At 48.8% G+C, this 18,360-nt stretch carries 14 protein-coding genes and 1 tRNA gene; 11 read left to right on the top strand and 4 right to left on the bottom strand.

The genetic code is table 11. The annotated features are described in order from the left end of the window. Positions 1-9: 9 nt before the first annotated feature. Together C7R92_RS30345 and C7R92_RS33475 are read right to left on the bottom strand one after the other, a co-directional pair. Complete coding sequence (locus C7R92_RS30345) at positions 10-744, bottom strand: glycerophosphodiester phosphodiesterase (protein ID WP_106836689.1); 735 nt, start codon at positions 742-744, stop codon at positions 10-12. 96 nt (positions 745-840) lie between these two features. Continuing rightward, the gene (locus tag C7R92_RS33475; protein ID WP_158265784.1) at positions 841-1,020 is read right to left on the bottom strand and encodes a YjcZ family sporulation protein; all 180 of its coding nucleotides are present in this window, start codon (positions 1,018-1,020) and stop codon (positions 841-843) included. An 82-nt stretch (positions 1,021-1,102) separates the two neighbouring features. Between C7R92_RS33475 and ablB the strand changes: the two genes are divergently transcribed. Next, entirely contained in the window at positions 1,103-1,957 is an 855-nt protein-coding gene (gene ablB, locus C7R92_RS30335) for a putative beta-lysine N-acetyltransferase (protein WP_106836688.1), read from the top strand. A gap of 4 nt (positions 1,958-1,961) precedes the next feature. Here the strand turns inward: ablB and C7R92_RS30330 are convergent, their stop codons facing one another. Beyond that, on the bottom strand, positions 1,962-3,506 hold the full coding sequence (locus C7R92_RS30330; RefSeq protein WP_106836687.1) for a PucR family transcriptional regulator: 1,545 nt from the start codon (positions 3,504-3,506) through the stop codon (positions 1,962-1,964). A 156-nt stretch (positions 3,507-3,662) separates the two neighbouring features. Here C7R92_RS30330 and C7R92_RS30325 point away from each other — a divergent pair, with 156 nt between their 5' ends. From C7R92_RS30325 to C7R92_RS30295, 7 genes are all read left to right on the top strand, one after another. Next, positions 3,663-5,015, top strand: a complete 1,353-nt coding sequence (locus C7R92_RS30325) for an aspartate aminotransferase family protein (RefSeq protein ID WP_106836686.1) — start codon at positions 3,663-3,665, stop codon at positions 5,013-5,015. Positions 5,016-5,031: 16 nt separating this feature from the next. Beyond that, the gene (locus C7R92_RS30320; protein ID WP_069852432.1) at positions 5,032-5,724 is read left to right on the top strand and encodes a 3-oxoacid CoA-transferase subunit A; all 693 of its coding nucleotides are present in this window, start codon (positions 5,032-5,034) and stop codon (positions 5,722-5,724) included. Continuing rightward, on the top strand, positions 5,706-6,383 hold the full coding sequence (locus C7R92_RS30315; protein ID WP_069852430.1) for a 3-oxoacid CoA-transferase subunit B: 678 nt from the start codon (positions 5,706-5,708) through the stop codon (positions 6,381-6,383). Before C7R92_RS30320 ends, C7R92_RS30315 begins: the two co-directional genes overlap by 19 nt. Positions 6,384-6,416: 33 nt before the next feature. After that, the gene (locus C7R92_RS30310; RefSeq protein WP_106836685.1) at positions 6,417-7,697 is read left to right on the top strand and encodes a peptidase; all 1,281 of its coding nucleotides are present in this window, start codon (positions 6,417-6,419) and stop codon (positions 7,695-7,697) included. A 96-nt stretch (positions 7,698-7,793) separates the two neighbouring features. After that, a complete protein-coding gene (locus C7R92_RS30305) occupies positions 7,794-9,212 on the top strand; it encodes an aldehyde dehydrogenase family protein (protein WP_208636246.1) in 1,419 nt (472 codons plus the stop codon). Positions 9,213-9,279: 67 nt separating this feature from the next. Further along, a tRNA-Ser gene (locus tag C7R92_RS30300) sits at positions 9,280-9,368 on the top strand. Between the two features lie 157 nt (positions 9,369-9,525). Next, positions 9,526-11,091, top strand: coding sequence for an acyl-CoA synthetase (locus C7R92_RS30295; RefSeq protein WP_106836684.1), 1,566 nt, complete (start codon positions 9,526-9,528; stop codon positions 11,089-11,091). Positions 11,092-11,157: 66 nt separating this feature from the next. Here C7R92_RS30295 and C7R92_RS30290 read toward each other — a convergent pair whose 3' ends face one another. Further along, a complete protein-coding gene (locus C7R92_RS30290; RefSeq protein WP_106836683.1) occupies positions 11,158-13,197 on the bottom strand; it encodes an exo-beta-N-acetylmuramidase NamZ domain-containing protein in 2,040 nt (679 codons plus the stop codon). Between the two features lie 223 nt (positions 13,198-13,420). On the opposite strand from C7R92_RS30290, the gene C7R92_RS30285 reads away from it, so the two are divergent. From C7R92_RS30285 to C7R92_RS30275, 3 genes are all read left to right on the top strand, one after another. Next, positions 13,421-14,251, top strand: a complete 831-nt coding sequence (locus C7R92_RS30285; protein ID WP_106836682.1) for a copper amine oxidase N-terminal domain-containing protein — start codon at positions 13,421-13,423, stop codon at positions 14,249-14,251. 75 nt (positions 14,252-14,326) lie between these two features. Then, positions 14,327-14,941 carry a YhcN/YlaJ family sporulation lipoprotein gene (locus tag C7R92_RS30280; RefSeq protein WP_217368932.1) on the top strand — a complete coding sequence of 205 codons (615 nt, stop codon included), beginning with the start codon at positions 14,327-14,329 and terminating at the stop codon, positions 14,939-14,941. Between the two features lie 122 nt (positions 14,942-15,063). Next, the gene (locus C7R92_RS30275; RefSeq protein ID WP_106836681.1) at positions 15,064-18,270 is read left to right on the top strand and encodes an AfsR/SARP family transcriptional regulator; all 3,207 of its coding nucleotides are present in this window, start codon (positions 15,064-15,066) and stop codon (positions 18,268-18,270) included. The last annotated feature ends 90 nt before the right edge of the window (positions 18,271-18,360 follow it).

Below are 18,360 nucleotides of genomic sequence, written 5' to 3'. Positions count from 1 at the left end.
CACTCCCTCCTACTCGATTAAATTGCGAATCAGATTTCTCGCACGCTTCGGGTAATTAGTGATCAGACCATCTACACCACAATCAATGGCTCGTTGAATTTGCCGACCGCTGTTCACCGTCCAGCTCAATACTTCAAAATGATGCTCCTTTGCTTGTTTGACCAAGTCTTCCGTCAATTGATCATAAGGGACGTGCAATTGATCAGCTCGATAGCTGCTGGCTACTTCCCAGGGCTTGACGAGTGGTCCAACGTATAAAAGTCCCGTCCTTTGCGTGGCATCCAATTGCTTAATTCGTAAAAGGCTGTCGAAGTTAAACGCTGAAATGATGGTTCGCTCCGTTAGCTGATAACGTCTGATTTGTTCGATGACGAGCTCCTCTAAGTGGGGTTGATCGAGGAAGAAATTTTTCAGCTCGATGATGAAGCGCAGTGGTGTGTCGACAAACGTCTGAAATACCTCCTGCAAGGTTGGGATGTGGGCTTTTGGTACTCGCATAGACGAGTCTTTATCCGCACGTAGCTGACGCAGTTCACGCAATGTGTATTGGCGCACCATACCGGAACCATTGGTCGTGCGTTCCAGGCTATGATCATGAATGACAACCAGCTTATTATCACTGCTGAGCTGGACGTCCAATTCGATCCCATTGGCTTTTCGTCGGACGGCTGCTTGAAACGATCCCATCGTATTTTCCGGAAACAGGCCGGAAGCGCCACGATGGGCATAGATAAGTGGGGGCACGAGGGCTTCCTCCCTTCTCGAGCGTGTGATTCCCTATTACCATGATATGTAAAAGGCCCCTCGATACGACCTGACATGAGAGGCATCTCCAGAAGTCTATCCGATTACGACGAGTACGATGACCAAAAGGACAAAGAGGACAAGGATCAGGGCAAAATTGTTATTGCAGCTCACAAAAAACACCCTCCTTCTCGCACATGAAGCATCTACTTTTATGGTATGAAGAACGAGTAAATATGACCCAACAGAATGCCCACCTTGTGTTTTTTTGTGCATGAGGAACGCTTTTTTATACAGATTGGCAGATGACGGCTTTACTTGTTTTGCTACAATGAGAGGAGGAGTACTGTAGGGGAGGATGAAGACCGTGATAAATGTTGTAGGCGCACAGGACGCTGGCGACCTGATCATTGATCGACAAAATCGCCGGGTAAAGCTGCACGTATATGAACCATCACAAATCGAGCAGTGGGATCGGGTCATGAAGGAGCTGGCCGAAGAGTCAGAGGCAACAAAAGTGATTGTGTACGGGAAGAAACAAGATGTTTCACAATGGGAATCCCTTGGTTACGAGCTGGAGGGAACCATCGATGGTTTTTTTCAAGGGGAAAACGCACAGATGCTCACCTGCTATCTGACAAAAGAGCGGGCCACCTCTGGTGCAGCAAAACTTGCCGAGGAAATTCTTACGTTGAGCTTGTCACGAGCGGGGGGGACGATAGAGAAAACATTACCGGAGGGATACCACCTGCGTGAAGCAACGGAGGCAGATACGAAGGAATTGGCTTTTTTGTATGGACTGGTATTCGCGACGTATCCTACACCGATGAACGATCCGTCCTACATTCTCAAAACCATGCAAGAAGGCACCATCTATTATGTCGTTGAATTTGACGGCAAGATTGCATGTGCTGCGTCAGCTGAAGTATCCGAACGATTTGGTTCAGCGGAAATGACGGATTGCGCGACAGATCCAGACCATGCGGGGAAAGGTCTCCTCCAACCGTTGTTTATCGCGCTGGAACAAAGGATGGAGGAGGCGGGGATTTACTTTTTATACACCTTGACCCGGGCGCAATCTGCAGGAATGAATGTGACGGCTGCCAAAATGGGCTATGCATACCGCGGACGGTTGATTAACAATTGCACGATTTTTTCAGGATATGAAGACATGAATATATGGGTAAAGCCACTTCGTCCGACGAGGGAATAACAGGCTACCTGTTTGTAGGATACAACTGTTGTTGCAGACGACGGGCCATCAGGGCCAACTGAAGCTGCCAGCGTTGATGAGCATCCTCCAGGCGGTAGCCTGTTTTTTCTTCAATCTGGGTCAACCGGTACTTGAGCGTATGTCGATGGATATACAAGGCTTGCGAGGTCTGTAGACCGTTTCCATTTTGGGCCAAATACACTTCAAGTGTTTCGAGAAGCTGTTGATTGTATTTCGTATCATAGCGAATTAATGGCTCTAGCAATGGATTCCACAGGCGGAGCAAGCTATCTTTTTCACGATGGTACGGAAATAAAAACTGATAGCCCTGCATATCCCGGTATCGCAAAATTTGCGGGGATTGGGCCAACAGCGGATACGCTTGGAGAGCAAACATCGCTTCTTCGGAGGCACTGACGACGTTTGGCAATTGCTCACAGGGATTGCTCAAGGCGATCTGTAGGTCAAGAGAAGGGTGCAGTCCTCTCCAGCGGGAAGTGAGCTGTTCCAACAAGCGCAGGCTCGTCTGATCATCCGGCAAAATAAATAAGAGGCAATGTGGACGCTCGCGTAGCAAATAAGAGCGCTGATGACGGTCGCTAAGCCTCCGCATCAATGTAATGACACTTTGATGCATGTCTCCAAGCAGCGTCTGATCGGCTACCTCTACGCGAACAGCGACACAGAGATGATGTCCAGCAAGCGGGTACCCCAGCATGCGACAACGGCTCTCCAGCTCCGTATGGGTCATCTGCTGCCCGTTTAGCAACTCCTCCACAAAATCCCCTTTTAACCGCCATTCCGTTGCGGCTACTGCCCTTTCCTTTACATATTCGAGTGCACATAAGGTAGAGGCATGCTGTAGAGCAACGTCATCGAGCTCTTTCCAGGTGTGCTCGGGCTTCGTTAAGGTCAACGTGCCAAAATGCTCGCGATTGGCGCGAATCGGTACACGATGCGAGATTTCCTGGGACCGCTCATGCGGCAGTGCTTCCGAGCTGCCATGCTGTGTGACTTCGAAGCCTAATGCATCGATGAGCGACACGACGCCTCCGGTAAGTGTAGCGAGCTCGCCAGCGATGGCGGGAAGGCCTCCTTTGGACAGGGCAGCGTCAATCATTCGATTGTGAATCGCCGAGGAATAGGCCAGCGTCTCAAATTGCCGATTCATGATCGGCTGCAAGATAGCTTTGGTGATGATCGAAAAGTTTATCTCCGTGGGAATTTCAATCAATGGAAGTTGATAGTGATCCGCCAAAGTCAAAAACGTCTCGGGAATTTCTCGTAAGTAAAAGCCCGTATGAATCGCAACGCCACTCAGCTTTTGCTTCGCCAACGAAGGAATAAAAGAAGCGAGCTTTTCCATGTTTTCAGCCAGCCCAAAGCCGGTTGTAATCAAAAATTCGCCTTCCTGCAAGCGACTCGTATCCTCCAGCACCTCGACAATAGTCACCCAACGAATCGGATTGTCCAGTCCGCCTGCTCCTGCGATCAGCCTGGTGTGAACCATGTCCGGCAGTTGTAGTGCTTCTCTTATCGTGATGGTCATCAGGCATCTCCTCCAAAAGCCTCGGTAAAGGTTCTCTTATACAAAATGTACAAAAGATTTTGTCTCTTTGCCATGTTTTTTTGCCAGCACGTAGGATGGCTCTTGCGTGCTGCTCAGCTAGGATAGAGGTAGAGAATAAGCGAGGTGGCGACGAAAATGACGAAAAGCTATGTAATCAAGCCTGAATTGGGCAAAGAGTATCCGGTAATTTCTCACGGAAAAGGCATCTATCTTTACGATAAAGAAGGGAATCGTTACATCGACGGTTCCAGTGGAGCGGTGACGGCAAGCATTGGTCACGGTGTAGAAGAAGTGGCTGAGGCGATGTATGCGCAAGCCAAGGAGGTTTCCTTCGTATACCGCTCGCATTTTAGCAGCGATGCTGTGGAGAAACTGGCTGCGAAGCTGGCTGAGTGGGCACCAGGCTCACTGAACTGGACGTTTTTTGTCAGCAGCGGTTCGGAAGCAACAGAGACTGCACAAAAAATCGCGATTCAGTACTGGCAGGAAAAAGGAAGACCAACGAAAAATCGGATTATCTCCCGCTGGATGAGCTATCACGGGATTACAATGGGTGCACTTTCGATGTCTGGACATGTCTTGCGCAGAAAGCGGTTCACCTCATTATTGGCTGACTATCCGGCGATCACAGGACCATATCCGTATCGTAAACCAGAAGACATGTCCCTCGAAGCGTATGCGCTTGCGTGTGCAAACGAGCTGGAGACCGCGATTTTGCGCGTCGGACCTGAGCAAGTAGCGGCATTCATCGCTGAGCCTGTCATCGGCGCTTCTGGTGGGGCTGTTGTGCCGCCAAATGGTTACTTCCAACGCATTCGCGAGATTTGCGACAAGTATGAGGTTCTGTTTATCGCAGACGAAGTGATGACAGGGGTAGGTCGCACGGGGAAAGCATTTGGGATCGACCATTGGGACGTCGTACCTGACCTGATGGCATTGGGTAAAGGGATGAGTGCCGGTTATACGCCAATGGCTGCTACGATTGTCTCGGACGAAATCATTGAGACCATTACAAAAGGCAGCGGCTCGATTATGGCAGGACATACGTATAGCGCCAATCCACAATCTGCTGCTGTTTCTCTGGCTGTCCTCAACTATGTGGAGAAGCATCAGCTAGTCGACAAAGCAGCAGAACAAGGTGCCTATTTGCTTGCCCGCCTAAAAGAACTGGCTAACGAGCTCCCGTTGATCGGAGATGCACGTGGTCTTGGTATGCTGTGCGCGCTGGAATTAGTGAAAAACAAGCAGACAAAAGAGCCGTTTGCACTTTCACAAGGGGTAGGCGGGAAGGTCATTGAAAAAGCATTTGAAAAAGGCTTGCTTATTTATCCGGCAATGGGCGGAATCGAAGGGGTGGCAGGAGACGCTGTCATCATCTCACCTCCACTGACCATTACTACGGAGCAAATCGATGAGCTGATATCTCTGCTGAAAGAAGCGGTGGTAGCTGTTCAGCAAGAGCTACAAGACAAGGCACTGATCGGGTAGAGGAGGAGGAACGAGAATGACAAACCGATTTGAAAAGGTCGTCTCCCTGTCCGAAGCGCTCACCCATTTTCACGATGGGATGACGCTGTTAGCAGGGGGCTTCGGTGGGGTAGGGAACCCGCCTACGTTGATTCAGGGGATTTTGGATAGGGGCGTTCGTGATCTAACGTTGATCAGTAACGATACTGCTTTCCCGCATATCGGAATCGGCAAGCTGGTGACCGAAAAGCGCGTTAAAAAAGTCATTGCTTCACACATTGGCTCAAATCCGAACGCAGGGGCCCAAATGACGGCTGGAGACCTGGAAGTAGAGTTCTGCCCGCAGGGGATACTTGCAGAGCGTGTACGGGCAGGTGGAGTCGGTCTGGGAGGCATTCTATCGGATGTCGGTATCGGGACGATCGCGGAAAAAGGGAAGCAGAAGGTCGTTCTGGATGGAAAGGAATACCTGTTGGAGACACCGCTTACTGCCGAAGTGGCTATCGTACATGCGAAAAAAGCGGATCGCTTTGGCAATTTGGTGTTTGATACAAGTGCACGCAATTTCAATCCGTTAGTGGCGATGGCGGGCGACATTACTATCGTGGAAGCGGATGAGATTGTAGAGGTAGGCATGATCGACCCGGAAGAAATCGTCACCCCGGGCGTTTTCGTGAACTTTATTGTCCAAAGTGAAGGGGTGAACTGGCAATGGGCATGGGAGAAGTAAAAGAAACAGAGAGCTATCGTGAACGAATTGCCCGCCGCGCAGCGTTGGAAGTAGAAGACGGCATGATTATTAATCTGGGAATCGGCATTCCAACATTGGTTGCGGATTTTATCCCAGCTGACAAGCGGGTCATGTTTCACGCGGAGAATGGCATTCTTGGTACAGGACCAAGCCCTGCGAAAGGCGAGGAGAACGCCATGCTTTGCAATGCGGGCGGTTTTCCTGTCACGCTCGCCACAGGGGCATCCTTTTTTGACAGTGCGACTGCTTTTGCCATCATCCGTCGTGGACTGTTGGACATGACGATTTTAGGAGTCCTGGAAGTAAGCCAAAATGGTGACATTGCCAACTGGATCGTTCCAGGCAAACGCGTCCCAGGCATGGGAGGAGCTATGGAGCTGGCACAAAAGGCCAAGAAGGTCATGGTTGTGACCACGCATCTGGATAAAAACGGACGTTCGAAAATCGTTCGGGAATGTTCATTGCCGTTAACCGCGACAAAAGCAGCGGATTTGATCATCACGGATATGGCAGTAATGGAGGTCATGCCGGATGGGTTGTATCTGCGAGAAGTCATGTATCCTTACAGTGTCGCTGACGTGATTGGAGCAACGGAAGCCGAGCTCAAGATGGACGGAGAGGTTGGCGTTTTCCGCTAAGCAAAGACAAAAACCATGGAACGGGGGAAAAACATGGCAAACTGGCAGGTGCTTATTCGGGAGCAATTGGAAAAAGATCGCGAGGCGGCTGTTCAACTGCTACAGCAATGGGTAAAAAGCCCGAGCGTACAAGGCGAAGAGCAATCCATCCAGCAAAGCATTGCAGAGCTTTTGGGGCAGATGGGGCTGGACGTTGACTTATGGGTCATGGAAGGCGAGGAGCTGGTGTCACATCCGTATTTTGTCTCCCCGCGCACAACGTTTGAAGGCAGCCCGAATGTCGTCGGTGTGTGGAAGGGTCAAGGAGATGGGCGTTCCATCATTCTAAACGGACACGTGGATGTAGTGCCTGAGGGCGATCTGGCACAGTGGAGCGATGATCCGTTTAGCGGGAAGGTTCAGGACGGCAAGCTTTACGGACGCGGAGCAACAGACATGAAGGGTGGAAACTTATCTTCACTGTTGGCGATCCAGGTTCTACAGAAGTTGGGTGTGCAATTGAAAGGCGATGTCATTTTTCAGAGCGTCGTAGAAGAAGAAAGCGGCGGTGCAGGAACATTGGCGACCATCATTCGCGGGTACAAAGCGGATGCTGCCCTGATTCCAGAGCCGACCAATATGAAAATTTTCCCGAAGCAGCAAGGCTCCATGTGGTTCAGATTGACCGTCAAAGGGCGTTCTGCTCACGGAGGGACCCGCTACGAGGGAGTCAGCGCCATCGAAAAGAGCATGCTCGTCGTTCAAGCAATTGGTCAATTGGAAAAAGAGCGAAATGATCGACTCGACGATCCGCTCTACGCCAAGCTGCCCATTCCGATCCCGATTAATCTGGGGGTGATTGAGGGTGGCAAGTGGCCTTCGTCTGTAGCTGACCTCGTCAAGCTGGAAGGAAGGATGGGGGTTGCCCCAGGAGAGCAGATGGACAATGCCAAAGCCGAAATGGCAGCAGCACTCAAAAAGCTGGCTGAGATCGACCCGTGGTTTGTAGAACAGCCCGTCGAGCTGGAGTGGTTCGGAGCTCGTTGGGTTCCGGGAGCAGTGGAGCTAGATCATCCGTTGATGGAAATTCTGCAAGCACAGTTTGAAGCTGTGACAGGAGATCATGCCATTGTGGAAGCATCGCCTTGGGGAACAGATGGCGGTTTGTTGACTGCTTTGGCTAATACCCCAGCGATTGTTGTCGGACCTGGAGTCACACAGGTTGCACACTACCCGAATGAATACATCGTTTTGGATGAGGTATTCCGTTGTGCAGAGATCTTTGCGCTTACGTTACTGGAATGGTGCGGTGTAGCTAAAAGTGTGAAAGAGTAAAAAGATATCCAAATATTTCAAAATCAAGACAGGAAGGCACGCGCATGAGGGAGAATGTTTGGAGGTGAACTCCAATCAATGAGAGTGGGGATACCAATGAAAAAAACGTGCTTTATCGGGGGAGAGTGGGTGCCAGCGAGTGCTCATGCACCGCTATTCTCTCCATGTACGGGTCAAGAGATTGCACAAATTTCGCAAGCAGACTCATCATTGGTTGAAAAAGCAATTGCTGCGGCCCACGAAGCGACAGCCGTCATGCGGCGTCTTCCTGCCTATCAACGCTCCTTCCTGCTTGAAAAAATCTCAATTTTGATGAATGAACGTTTGGAGGAAGCGGCACGGATCATCGCAATAGAAGCGGGAAAACCAATTAAAACAGCCCGCGGTGAAGTGATTCGAACCATTCAGACGTATAAGTTTGCGGCAGAGGAAGCCAAACGCCTCCATGGAGAAACTGTACCACTCGATGCAGCTATCGGCGGAGAGGGGCGCCTGGCTTACACCGTGCGTGAACCACTGGGAGTCATCGGGGCCATTACACCCTTTAATTTTCCCATGAATCTCGTCGCCCATAAGGTCGGACCTGCTCTCGCTGCTGGTAATACTGTTGTTCTCAAGCCTGCATCGCAGACACCGCTTAGCGCATTGTTTCTCGCAGAGCTCGCAGAGCAAGCTGGTGTGCCTGCAGGAGCCCTAAATGTGATCACAGGCAGTGGTGCGAGTGTTGGCGATAAAATCGTGTCTGACCCTAGAGTCAGGGCGGTGACGTTTACAGGGAGCCCAAGTGTTGGGCTGGATATACGCAATCGAGCAGGTATGAAAAGAGTCACGCTCGAGCTGGGATCGAATTCGGCAGTGATTGTTGATCGCGATGTGCAACTCAATGATGTGATACCCCGATGCGTTTTTGGCGCCTTCGCCTATTCTGGGCAGGTATGTATCTCTGTGCAAAGAATTTATGTGGTCAAAGAGATCTATCATGATTTCGTCCAACAGTTTGTTGAACACACACGAGCACTTCGCGGTGGTGATTCGCTCTCTGAGGACGCGGACTATTCCGCTATGATCAATCCACGCGAAACAGAACGTGCGATGGCGTGGATTCATGAGGCGCTCCAGCAGGGGGCACGTTTGGAGTGTGGGGGACAAATCGTGGATCGGATGCTCCAACCTACGGTGTTGACGGGTGTTCCGGCAGATGCAAAAGTTTCTTGTCAGGAAGTATTTGGTCCTGTCGTTCTGATTAATCCAGTGGAGTCTGTCCGGCAAGGCATTACGTTGGTCAATGATTCGCGCTATGGATTACAGGCTGGTGTTTATACCAACAATCTGTCGTTGGCTCTGGAAGCGGCAGAAGAGCTGCGTGTGGGCGGTGTGATGGTAAATGATATTCCCACTTTTCGCGTGGACCATATGCCCTACGGTGGCGTAAAGGAAAGCGGACTTGGTCGGGAAGGGGTCAAATACGCGATAGAAGAAATGACGGAATTGAAACTCGTTGCCATCAAACGATAAAGGAAATGGATACAGGGCTCTTGCAAAAAATAGTAGAGCTGTGATATAGTAAGTATTGTTGAAATACGGAGGGATACCGAAGTGGTCATAACGGGGCGGTCTTGAAAACCGTTAGAGTGCAAGCTCACGCGGGTTCGAATCCTGCTCCCTCCGCCATAAATACAAATGAACCGACTCCAGTTGAAAAGCTGGGGTCTTTTTTATGGTTGAGAGCTTTGAGTGTAAGTTGTCGTTTCTTTATTGTAAAAATATCAGAAAATAAAGAAAACTATTATATAATGGAGATGAGACTAAAAGTGATGGGGGAATTTGCATGCTCGAAGCGCAACGGGTTCGTAGAAATGCACTTGGCGATATTTTGCGAAGAAGTCGTGGGCGAAATCCTGATAAGCCTGCCCTGTACTTTGAAGAAGAAGTATTGACCTACACGCAGCTTGATCAGCTTGCAAATAAGACGGCTCATACGCTTCTTTCAAGAGGCTTGCAAAAAGGGGAGCGGGTAGCAGTACTTTCACGCAACTCGATGGATTTTGCGATTCTGAACTTTGGGCTAGCGAAAGCAGGAGTCATCATGGTGCCGATCAACTTCATGTTGAATAAGGAAGATGTCGCCTATATTTTGGGTCATGCTGAAGTGAGTGCGTGCTTCGTATCCCCTGAATTCCTGCAGCTCGCTCAAGACGGACTCCAATTAGCTGGAATTTCCCCCAAGCTGCTTTCCCTCATGTCCAAACCTACAGTACAAGCAGGGGAATGGTTGCCTTTTCGCACGCTGGTGGGAGCGGCAGACGACCATGAGCCTGAAGTAGATATAGCGGATGAAGATGTTGTACAGATTTTGTATACCAGCGGAACGGAATCAAAGCCAAAGGGCGTTATGCTCACGCATAAAAGCATTATCTCCGAATATGTCAGCGCGATCATTGAAGGCGGGATGACGCAGGAGGATGTGGCTGTTCACGCTCTTCCCTTGTTCCATAGTGCGCAGCTTCATTGCTTTTTGGGACCGTACGTGTACCTAGGTGGGAGCGGTATTATTTTGGAACAGGCAACCCCTGCGTTGATGCTGCAGACGGTAGAGGCGTATAAGGCTACTCAGTTGTTTTGCCCGCCAACCGTATGGATTGCAATACTGCGTTCTCCCGATTTTGCCGTGCGCAATTTGAGTTCTTTGCAAAAGTGCTATTACGGTGCTGCGATCATGCCTGTAGAAGTGTTAAAAGAGCTTGGTCAACGTCTCCCGAACGCACAGTATTACAATTTTTACGGGCAGACGGAAGTGGCGCCATTAGCAACTGTTTTACAGCCGAAGGATCAGATGAGAAAAGCGGGCTCTGCAGGCAAGCCAGCGTTACATGTAGAAACGAAAATCGTCGATGATGATGGGAATGAAGTCCCTCGTGGAAGTGTTGGTGAGATTGTACACAGGACCAGTCATGCGATGCTGGGGTATTTCCGAGATGAGGAAAAGACACGGGCTGCTTTCCAGGGAGGGTGGTTTCACAGCGGGGATTTGGGCATCATGGATGAAGAAGGCTATATCACGGTCGTTGATCGGAAAAAGGATATGATTAAATCGGGGGGAGAGAACGTTGCAAGCAGGGAGATTGAGGAGCTTATATATCAACATCCGAAAGTGTCTGAGGTCGCAGTGATCGGAGTTCCCCATCCGTACTGGATCGAAGCAGTGACGGCTGTCGTTGTGCCAAAAGCAGGTGAGTCACTGACTGCTGACGAGATGCTTGCTTTTTGCAAAGACCGTCTTTCCTCCTTCAAAGCACCCAAATATGTAGTGATTGCCGACAATCTTCCTAGAAACCCTAGCGGAAAAATTTTGAAAAGAGAGCTGCGCCTCCGATACGAAACACTGACGACTTAGCCAGACACAAGGTCTAACGTACAGAATAACCCGCTCTATTACGGAGCGGGCTTTTTGCTGCTGTGATTATTTTACGTTCGAAACAGTCGGACGATCGGCTTGAATGACTTCAAAACGATAGCCTTTTTCTTTCAAGTACGAAATGATTTCTGGGAGAGCTTCAGCTGTTGGTGACTTGGTACTGGAATCATGCATCAAAACGACGATTTCTTTTTGTGACTTTACTTGCTGCTTTATATTGGCCAGTGTTTGAGCGGCTGTGTATTTGTTGCTTCTTGCATCGCCGTTTGTTACATTCCAGTCGATAAATGAATAGCCACGTTGTTGCGCCTCTGCTTTGATCGCATGCATGACTGTATGCTGCTTGTTATAACGTTTGGGATCTTGATATTTCAAACTGACGGTATTCGTGCTGCCACCTGGATAGCGGAATACTGCTGGTTTTACGCCGGTTGCTTTTTCAATCATTTGACTGCCTTTTTCTAGGTCTGCAAAAAAGCTCTCCATGTTTTTGTAAACAAGCTGATAATTATGGGAATACGAATGTCCTCCCACCGCATGCCCTTCAGCTACAATCCTTTTGAGAATGGCCTCATGACCAGCTACCTCACGGCCTACTATAAAGAAGGTAGCTTTAACCTGATGCGTTTTCAGCGTATCCAAAACGCGTGGAGTTACTGAAGAAGGTCCATCGTCAAAGGTTAAATAAGCGATCTTCTCAGAAGACTTCGGTGTCTGAGGAATCGGTTTTGTAGCTGGTTCAGGTTTCTTCGTTGGATTGGTCGTTCCATTATTATTGCCAGGCTGCTGTGGAGTCGGTGTCTTTGGCTTTTCTGGCTTAGATGGTTTCGGTTGTTCTGGTTGCTTTGGTTGTTTTGGGTGTTTCTGTTGAATCGGCTGCATTGGGATAAACGGTTCATCGCCATAGATCAAATATTTTTGCCGCAGCTCTACAAATTTCGTAAGATCCGCTTCATAGGAAGAAACAATCTCCTGCGGGGATTTGCCTTGTTCGAGAAGCAGACCGATTTTGTTGGTACCCATCACCTTGTCGAACATGGAGATTTGCATACTTGTACTTTTGGGCATAGGGAATGGCTGCAATTGCTTGGCGTAAGCCAGCGCGTAAATACCTGTTTTTACAGGGTTAAACTGATGTAGATCGTTGATCTGAAGGCGTACGCCCCCGGCAGTTCCTTTATTCTCAGGAATAAAGATGACACCAGGCAGAAGACTTCCATTTAACAGATCGGCGTACTTGTGCGAATCCAGACCCTCAGCCCCGATCCAGGTGAAATGGTCGCCTTGACGAATGGGGGTACCCTCACCCAAACCAGTTGCCATATACCCGAAAACCGAGGTCAAGTTAGGGATATGCGGAGAACTCGGAATCCAGGCTAAACCTGTCTGTTGATAAATCATGTTGCGTGCATACCCTTGCATCGGAATGACGGTAAGATCTACACCGATGGTACGGTTGAAAAACAATGCCAGCTCTCCGATCGTCATGCCATGTGCAAGCGGGAGGGTATCCACTCCGATAAAGGAGCGGTAAGGCAGTTCAACTACAGGACCCTCGACAATTGTTCCGCCGAGAGGATTCGGTCGATCCAGTATCATTACTTCTTTTCCTTGTTCCTTTGCAGCTGTCATGGCGTATTGCAAGGTAGATATGTATGTGTAGGTTCTCGATCCGATATCTTGCAAATCAATGAGAAGAATATCAATGTCTTTCAGCATTTCTGGTGTCGGCTTGCGAGTTGATCCAGACAAGCCGTAGACCGGTATAGCGTAGACGGGATGAACAAAGCTCGTTACTTGTTTTCCTGCGACCGTTTTTCCGTCGAGGCCATGTTCAGGTGCATAGAGAGTGGTTAAATGGACGGAGCGATCACGTCGTAACATGTCGATCGTGCTAACCATTTGACTGTTCAGACCTGTTTGATTCGTAATCAACCCGACTTTTTTGCCTTCAATGAGATGGTGGAACTGATTGAACAGTACATCACTTCCCAATTGGATGGCCGTCGTATTGGCGGAGCTTCCTACTGGAGGAATTAACGTTAAGATAAGTGCCAGGATGAGGAAAGGGAGAAATTTATTCATCAGTCATTGCCTCTTTCAAGATAAAATGCTGTCGCTTCTTGTCTATTGTAACGGTTTTGGAAAGCAAGATGGTTGCATTTTTGTAACAATTTGAAATTAGGTCAAAAGGAGGAGGAAAAAGTAACGAGATGGAAGAGAACTACTAGGAAAGAACGATCTTTTGAAAGGGAGACTGTAGGAAATTCTTGAAACAGTCCTCATCCTATAGTAGATTAAGAATCGTATGAACTTTTTTGGAAATGGAGTGAATGTTTTGCTTAAAAAAGTAACCTCATTACTACTAGCGATCGCCCTGGTACCAATGGCAGCGTTTTCTGCAGCGTCAGCATCTGCACCTGTTGCGCCGAAAGCAGTACAGACTGCTGTTAAAGTGGAGTACAATAAAAAACAAATCGCGTTTCCTGACCAAGCACCTATTATCAGCCAGGGGCGTACACTGGTTCCGATTCGTCCGATTGCAGAAAGCCTCGGTTTTGAAGTGCAGTGGAACGAAGCTACTCGTACCGTAACGATTAATAAAGGGAAAGATAACATCAGGTTGGTCGTTACACAAAAAATTGCCAAGAAAAATGGACAAACGATCAACCTGGACGTGCCTGCACAGATTGTGAACAAGCGTACTGTAGTACCTGTTCGTTTTATTGCGGAAGCGCTGAGTTACAAAGTAGAGTGGGATCCAAAAACGCAAACCGTTTTGATTGCGGATAATGTGAACCCTAATCAAGTCGGACAACAGGAAAAACCAAAAGATCCGACGAAACCAGCAACAGACGAGAAAAAGCCTGAGCAGGTTGCATTTATTGACAAGGAAAGTGTTAAAGGTAAGACCTTTTCTTTAGCCAATTTGGGAGTTTACCAAATCGTCGGTAAAGTAGAACCTGGAACAGAGGTTACCGTAACGTTGGAAGACAAAACATACGAAGTGGAAGTAACTGCTGAAGGTACTTTTGAATTTTACCAATCCACGAATGATGGAATCAGAAGCTACACGCTCAAAGCTGAAAAAGACGGCAAAAAAGATACATTTGAAGGTGACTTCCAAAAGACGAATTAAGGCAGCTACTTCCTGAGTAAGAACACCTCCTGCACATCACACTAAGTGCAAGGAGGTGTTTTTGTTGTGAGACGAATGAGTGGGAGTATCATTGCTGTGCTCCTGTTTGCCGGCTTGCTGACAGGGTGTTCGCCTAACAAAGAACAGGGCACCGAAGATCAGAACGGAAATCAGGCCAAATTTGAATCTCTCGGGATTAACTTCCAAAACGATAACGTCGCTAGGGATAAAGGACCGGCAGCCATGATTAGCCAAAAGATGGTTCATCAGCGTGAGCCGCAGCTCGTGACACACTTGGAAGGGCATGCGGAAAAGCTGCCCGGTGTAACCGATATCAAGGTGTTAGCGTACAAGGATAACTTGATTGTAGGTGTGCTGCCAGTCGATACTCCGAAGCCTGACGAAGTCAATCCGCGGACGTCGATCCCGTATACACCTGGAAAAATTGTGCGAGTCGATAATGGACATCCAGATTCGCTGCATAAACGTGTCGTGGATCGGATGAGGTCACGTTTGCAGGCAGAAACACGCTTCAACATATTATACGTGTCTACCAATCGCGCTGTTTATGACCGAATCGCAAATTTGCATTCACGAATTACACACGGAGAGCACATTAGTGACGAAGAATTCCAAGTTTTGTTAAATGATATTGGATATACTGTTATTGGATATAATTTAGTGGATTGAATGAGCACCACCTGGACTCCCGGGTGGGCTTTTTGTTGATTAAGAGTCAATTGGCAGGAGAATAGTTAGAAATGGGGAAATAGTCAAAGAAGAGCAGGAGAACGGCAAGGAGTGCACATTTTATGATTCCAATCCACATCCCTATATCCAAAATAACTCCTCCAGGACAGAAGCCATATGTCTTACGGCGACCTGCATTGGCAAAAAAATTACGCCTGTTGAAATATACGCAGCTTTGTCTCATTCATGCAGGGACAGGCTATGGCAAAACGACTTCTCTGGCTACATTTTTGCATGATGAAGCACTGGCTGCATCCTGGTATACGATCCAGGATGGAGACGATGCCCTTCTTGCGTTTGTCATCTGTCTCGTCGAAAGCGTTCGTCAGATTCATTCCGATTTTGGACAGATATTGCGAGAGCGACTCATACGTATCACTGAGCAAAGTCCAGTGCCCTCCATTGACAGTAAGGTATTGGTCGACTGGTTCGTCGGGGAATGTGTACAACTCCAGGTGGACCACATACTTGTTTTGGACCATTACCAACGAATAGATGATGGTAGTGACGTCGATCGATTTATTCAACGGTTAGCCGAGGCTCTCCCACAAAAAGTCAAGCTGGTCATCTTAACGCGCTCTCGACTGAAGTGGTCTAATCTCGACTTGTTGTCCGCAAGAGGCGAGTGTCTGGAACTTACAACAAATGACCTTTCTTTTACGTTGGAGGAAAGTGAAGCCTTTTATTCAGATCAATACGACATTACGCTGTCCGAAGACGATTGGGGCCGCGTAGAAGAGGTGGCGCAAGGCTGGGTGATGGCGCTGCGCACTTTTGGTGAAATGGTAACGAGGGGGCAGACGGTTTCTGACAGTCTGCGTGAGTTATCGCGATTGCTGCATTTGCTGGAAGTGGAAATTTGGACACAGCTAGACGCAGGTATGCAGCGCTTCTTGATGGAGGCAGCGGTTCTCGAGCAATTCGACCTGGAGGATTGCAAGCAAATACTCGGGGAAGGATACATGGAGCACCTGTATGAAGCACAGCGTTGTAATCTTTTTTTGCATGTCCAGGCAGGATCTCATTATTCCTTTCATCCGCTTTTCCAGCGTCTCCTGTCTAGTAAGCTGGCTGCGAATCAAGCGACGTACGTGCATGTCAATTATAAGGCCGCAGGCTGGTACAGACGTAAAGGGGACGAGGCAAAAGCTTTTGGGCGGTTGCGGCTCGTCGAGCAGTGGGAGGTGCTGGGTGAATGGTTGTGCCAAGCATCGGAAAGGTTGCTGCAAGCAGGGAAGCTGGATTTTTTATACGAGTGGATAACACTGTTACCAGAGAACATCAAGTGCGAACAGCATTGGCTGCTGTTTTATCAGGGCGAAGTAGAACGCTATCGCTGTCTGTATGCGAAGGCCTTTTCTTCTTATGAGCAATTTTTGAAACAATGTGAACACAAGCAAGATCAAATCGGATTGTGCCGCGGGCTGGAAGGGCAAGCACGCGTTCATCTGGACAGCGTACAAGGCGTCCGGGCAGAAGAACTGCTTAAGAGAGCGATTCAACTTTTGCCCCCATTTGAACAAGAGAATGAAATGGCACCGAGGCTATACCGTTTGCTGGCAGAAATTTATACGAATCGCGGAGATGCCAAACAGGCGGCAGCTTGGTATGAACGGAGTCAGGAATTAGAGCAGCAGACGGAGGTTGAGCTGGAATCGCGCCTGTTGTTCCGTACTGGCCGATTGCAGTCCTCCATTCAGCTCCTGGAGAGTAAGTGGCAGGTAGAACAGAGGAAGCATCCTCCGCTGACCAGATCGTATCGGGAAACCTCTTTGCTGCTATCTTTTGTGTATGCATTGAATGGTGAATGGGAGCGGGGGTGGGAATCCGCAGAAACTGCGATCCAACTCGGACGTGCAGCGCATTCACCATTTGTAGAGGCAAATGGCTATGTTCGAAAAGCCCATGCTGCCCTCATCAGTCAAACATTACCTATGGATGAGATTCGCCAGCTTTATGAAAAAGGTTTGCAGATCATGGAGGAGCTCCAGTCGACACGCGGAAAGTCAGAAACGCTTCTGGGGCTAACCCTGCTTCACGCAAGAGAAAAGGCACTCGACCAAGCTCTTTTGTATGGCAACAGGGGGATACAAGAGACAGAGGCAATGCGCGACGACTGGTTAGGCAGTCTGGTACGGATGGCGATTGGGATTGCATACGCCAAATACGGTAAAGAAGAGGAAGCATGGGCTACCTTTATCGACTGTGCCGACCGACTTAGTCACTGCGGGGATAGCTACAGTGTAGTCATTTGCCAATTATGGCTGAGCTTCTTGGCTTATCGCAAAAAACAATGGGATTTGTTTGTACCTGCGGTGACGCAAGCTCTGTCCTTGATGAAGTCCGGTGAATATCAATTCCTTTTGCAGCGACCGACCCTGCTTACCCCACATGATGTACAACAGCTCATGCCGATTTTGATTGAGGCAGAGCGACGGAAGGTATCACCGGATTACGTCTCTCAGCTGTTAAATGATTTGGGCTTGCAAAACGTGACCTTCCACCCCGGCTATACGCTTCGTATTCAGACGCTTGGCGCATTCCGTGTATGGCTGGGAGAGCAGGAACTGAGCGAAAAGGCATGGCAGCGTGGGACGGCAAAGCTGTTGTTTCAGCTTTTATTAACGAAGAGACATCATTTGTTAGCCAGGGAAGAAATCATGAACCGACTTTGGCCAGACAGTATCGAGGAAGCGGCAATCCGCGATTTTAAAGTGTCGTTGAATGCGTTGAACAAAGCCCTCGAGCCAGATCGTGCCGCCAGAACAGATACATTCTTCATTCAACGCCATGGCAGCTCTTACGGTTTCAATCTGGCATCGGGCTACCATATGGACGTCGAGGAATTCGAAAAGCTCGTTACATTGGGCTTGGCAGAATCAGACCGTCGTCAGGGAGCCATCCTTTTGGAAAAAGGGCTTGCGTATTATTTGGGCGATTACATGCCGGAATGCCGTTATGAGGATTGGTGCGTAGAAGAGCGTGAGAGAGTGCAGGCACTGTTTTTACGCGGAGCAGAGAGGGTAGCCAAAATCATGCTAGAGGATGGGCAATTGGAAAAAACAATCCGCTGGTGTGAAGCGATTCTGCGGGTGGATGATTGCTGGGAGGAGTCGTACCGCTTACTAATGACTGTGTATTATCAGCAAAATAATCGGACACAGGCCATTCGCTGGTACGAAAAATGTGTAGCAAAACTGAGGGAGGGCCTCGGTGTCGCGCCAATGCCTGCAACCATGGAAACATACCTTCAAATTATCGAGAAGTAAAAGATCGCCTACAAAGCGATCTTTTTTTTGTACATAGAAGGAATGGCTGCTTGACAAAACTAGGAAGTATTCGTAATATAATCTTTGTAC

Source organism: Brevibacillus porteri (genome assembly GCF_003013475.1).
Classification (GTDB): domain Bacteria; phylum Bacillota; class Bacilli; order Brevibacillales; family Brevibacillaceae; genus Brevibacillus; species Brevibacillus porteri.
Note: the sequence above shows the minus strand (reverse complement) of the source record. Positions and strands in the feature narration are given on the sequence as shown.

What these genes read in the sequence shown, in the direction of transcription:
- C7R92_RS30330 (WP_106836687.1), bottom strand. Translation starts at nt 3,506, where the DNA reads ATGACCATCACGATAAGAGAAGCACTACAACTGCCGGACATGGTTCAC.
- C7R92_RS30315 (WP_069852430.1), top strand. Translation starts at nt 5,706, where the DNA reads ATGGGCATGGGAGAAGTAAAAGAAACAGAGAGCTATCGTGAACGAATT.
- C7R92_RS30290 (WP_106836683.1), bottom strand. Translation starts at nt 13,197, where the DNA reads ATGAATAAATTTCTCCCTTTCCTCATCCTGGCACTTATCTTAACGTTA.
- ablB (WP_106836688.1), top strand. Translation starts at nt 1,103, where the DNA reads ATGAAGACCGTGATAAATGTTGTAGGCGCACAGGACGCTGGCGACCTG.
- C7R92_RS33475 (WP_158265784.1), bottom strand. Translation starts at nt 1,020, where the DNA reads ATGCACAAAAAAACACAAGGTGGGCATTCTGTTGGGTCATATTTACTC.
- C7R92_RS30275 (WP_106836681.1), top strand. Translation starts at nt 15,064, where the DNA reads ATGATTCCAATCCACATCCCTATATCCAAAATAACTCCTCCAGGACAG.
- C7R92_RS30285 (WP_106836682.1), top strand. Translation starts at nt 13,421, where the DNA reads ATGAACTTTTTTGGAAATGGAGTGAATGTTTTGCTTAAAAAAGTAACC.
- C7R92_RS30325 (WP_106836686.1), top strand. Translation starts at nt 3,663, where the DNA reads ATGACGAAAAGCTATGTAATCAAGCCTGAATTGGGCAAAGAGTATCCG.
- C7R92_RS30280 (WP_217368932.1), top strand. Translation starts at nt 14,327, where the DNA reads ATGAGTGGGAGTATCATTGCTGTGCTCCTGTTTGCCGGCTTGCTGACA.
- C7R92_RS30310 (WP_106836685.1), top strand. Translation starts at nt 6,417, where the DNA reads ATGGCAAACTGGCAGGTGCTTATTCGGGAGCAATTGGAAAAAGATCGC.
- C7R92_RS30320 (WP_069852432.1), top strand. Translation starts at nt 5,032, where the DNA reads ATGACAAACCGATTTGAAAAGGTCGTCTCCCTGTCCGAAGCGCTCACC.
- C7R92_RS30305 (WP_208636246.1), top strand. Translation starts at nt 7,794, where the DNA reads ATGAAAAAAACGTGCTTTATCGGGGGAGAGTGGGTGCCAGCGAGTGCT.
- C7R92_RS30295 (WP_106836684.1), top strand. Translation starts at nt 9,526, where the DNA reads ATGCTCGAAGCGCAACGGGTTCGTAGAAATGCACTTGGCGATATTTTG.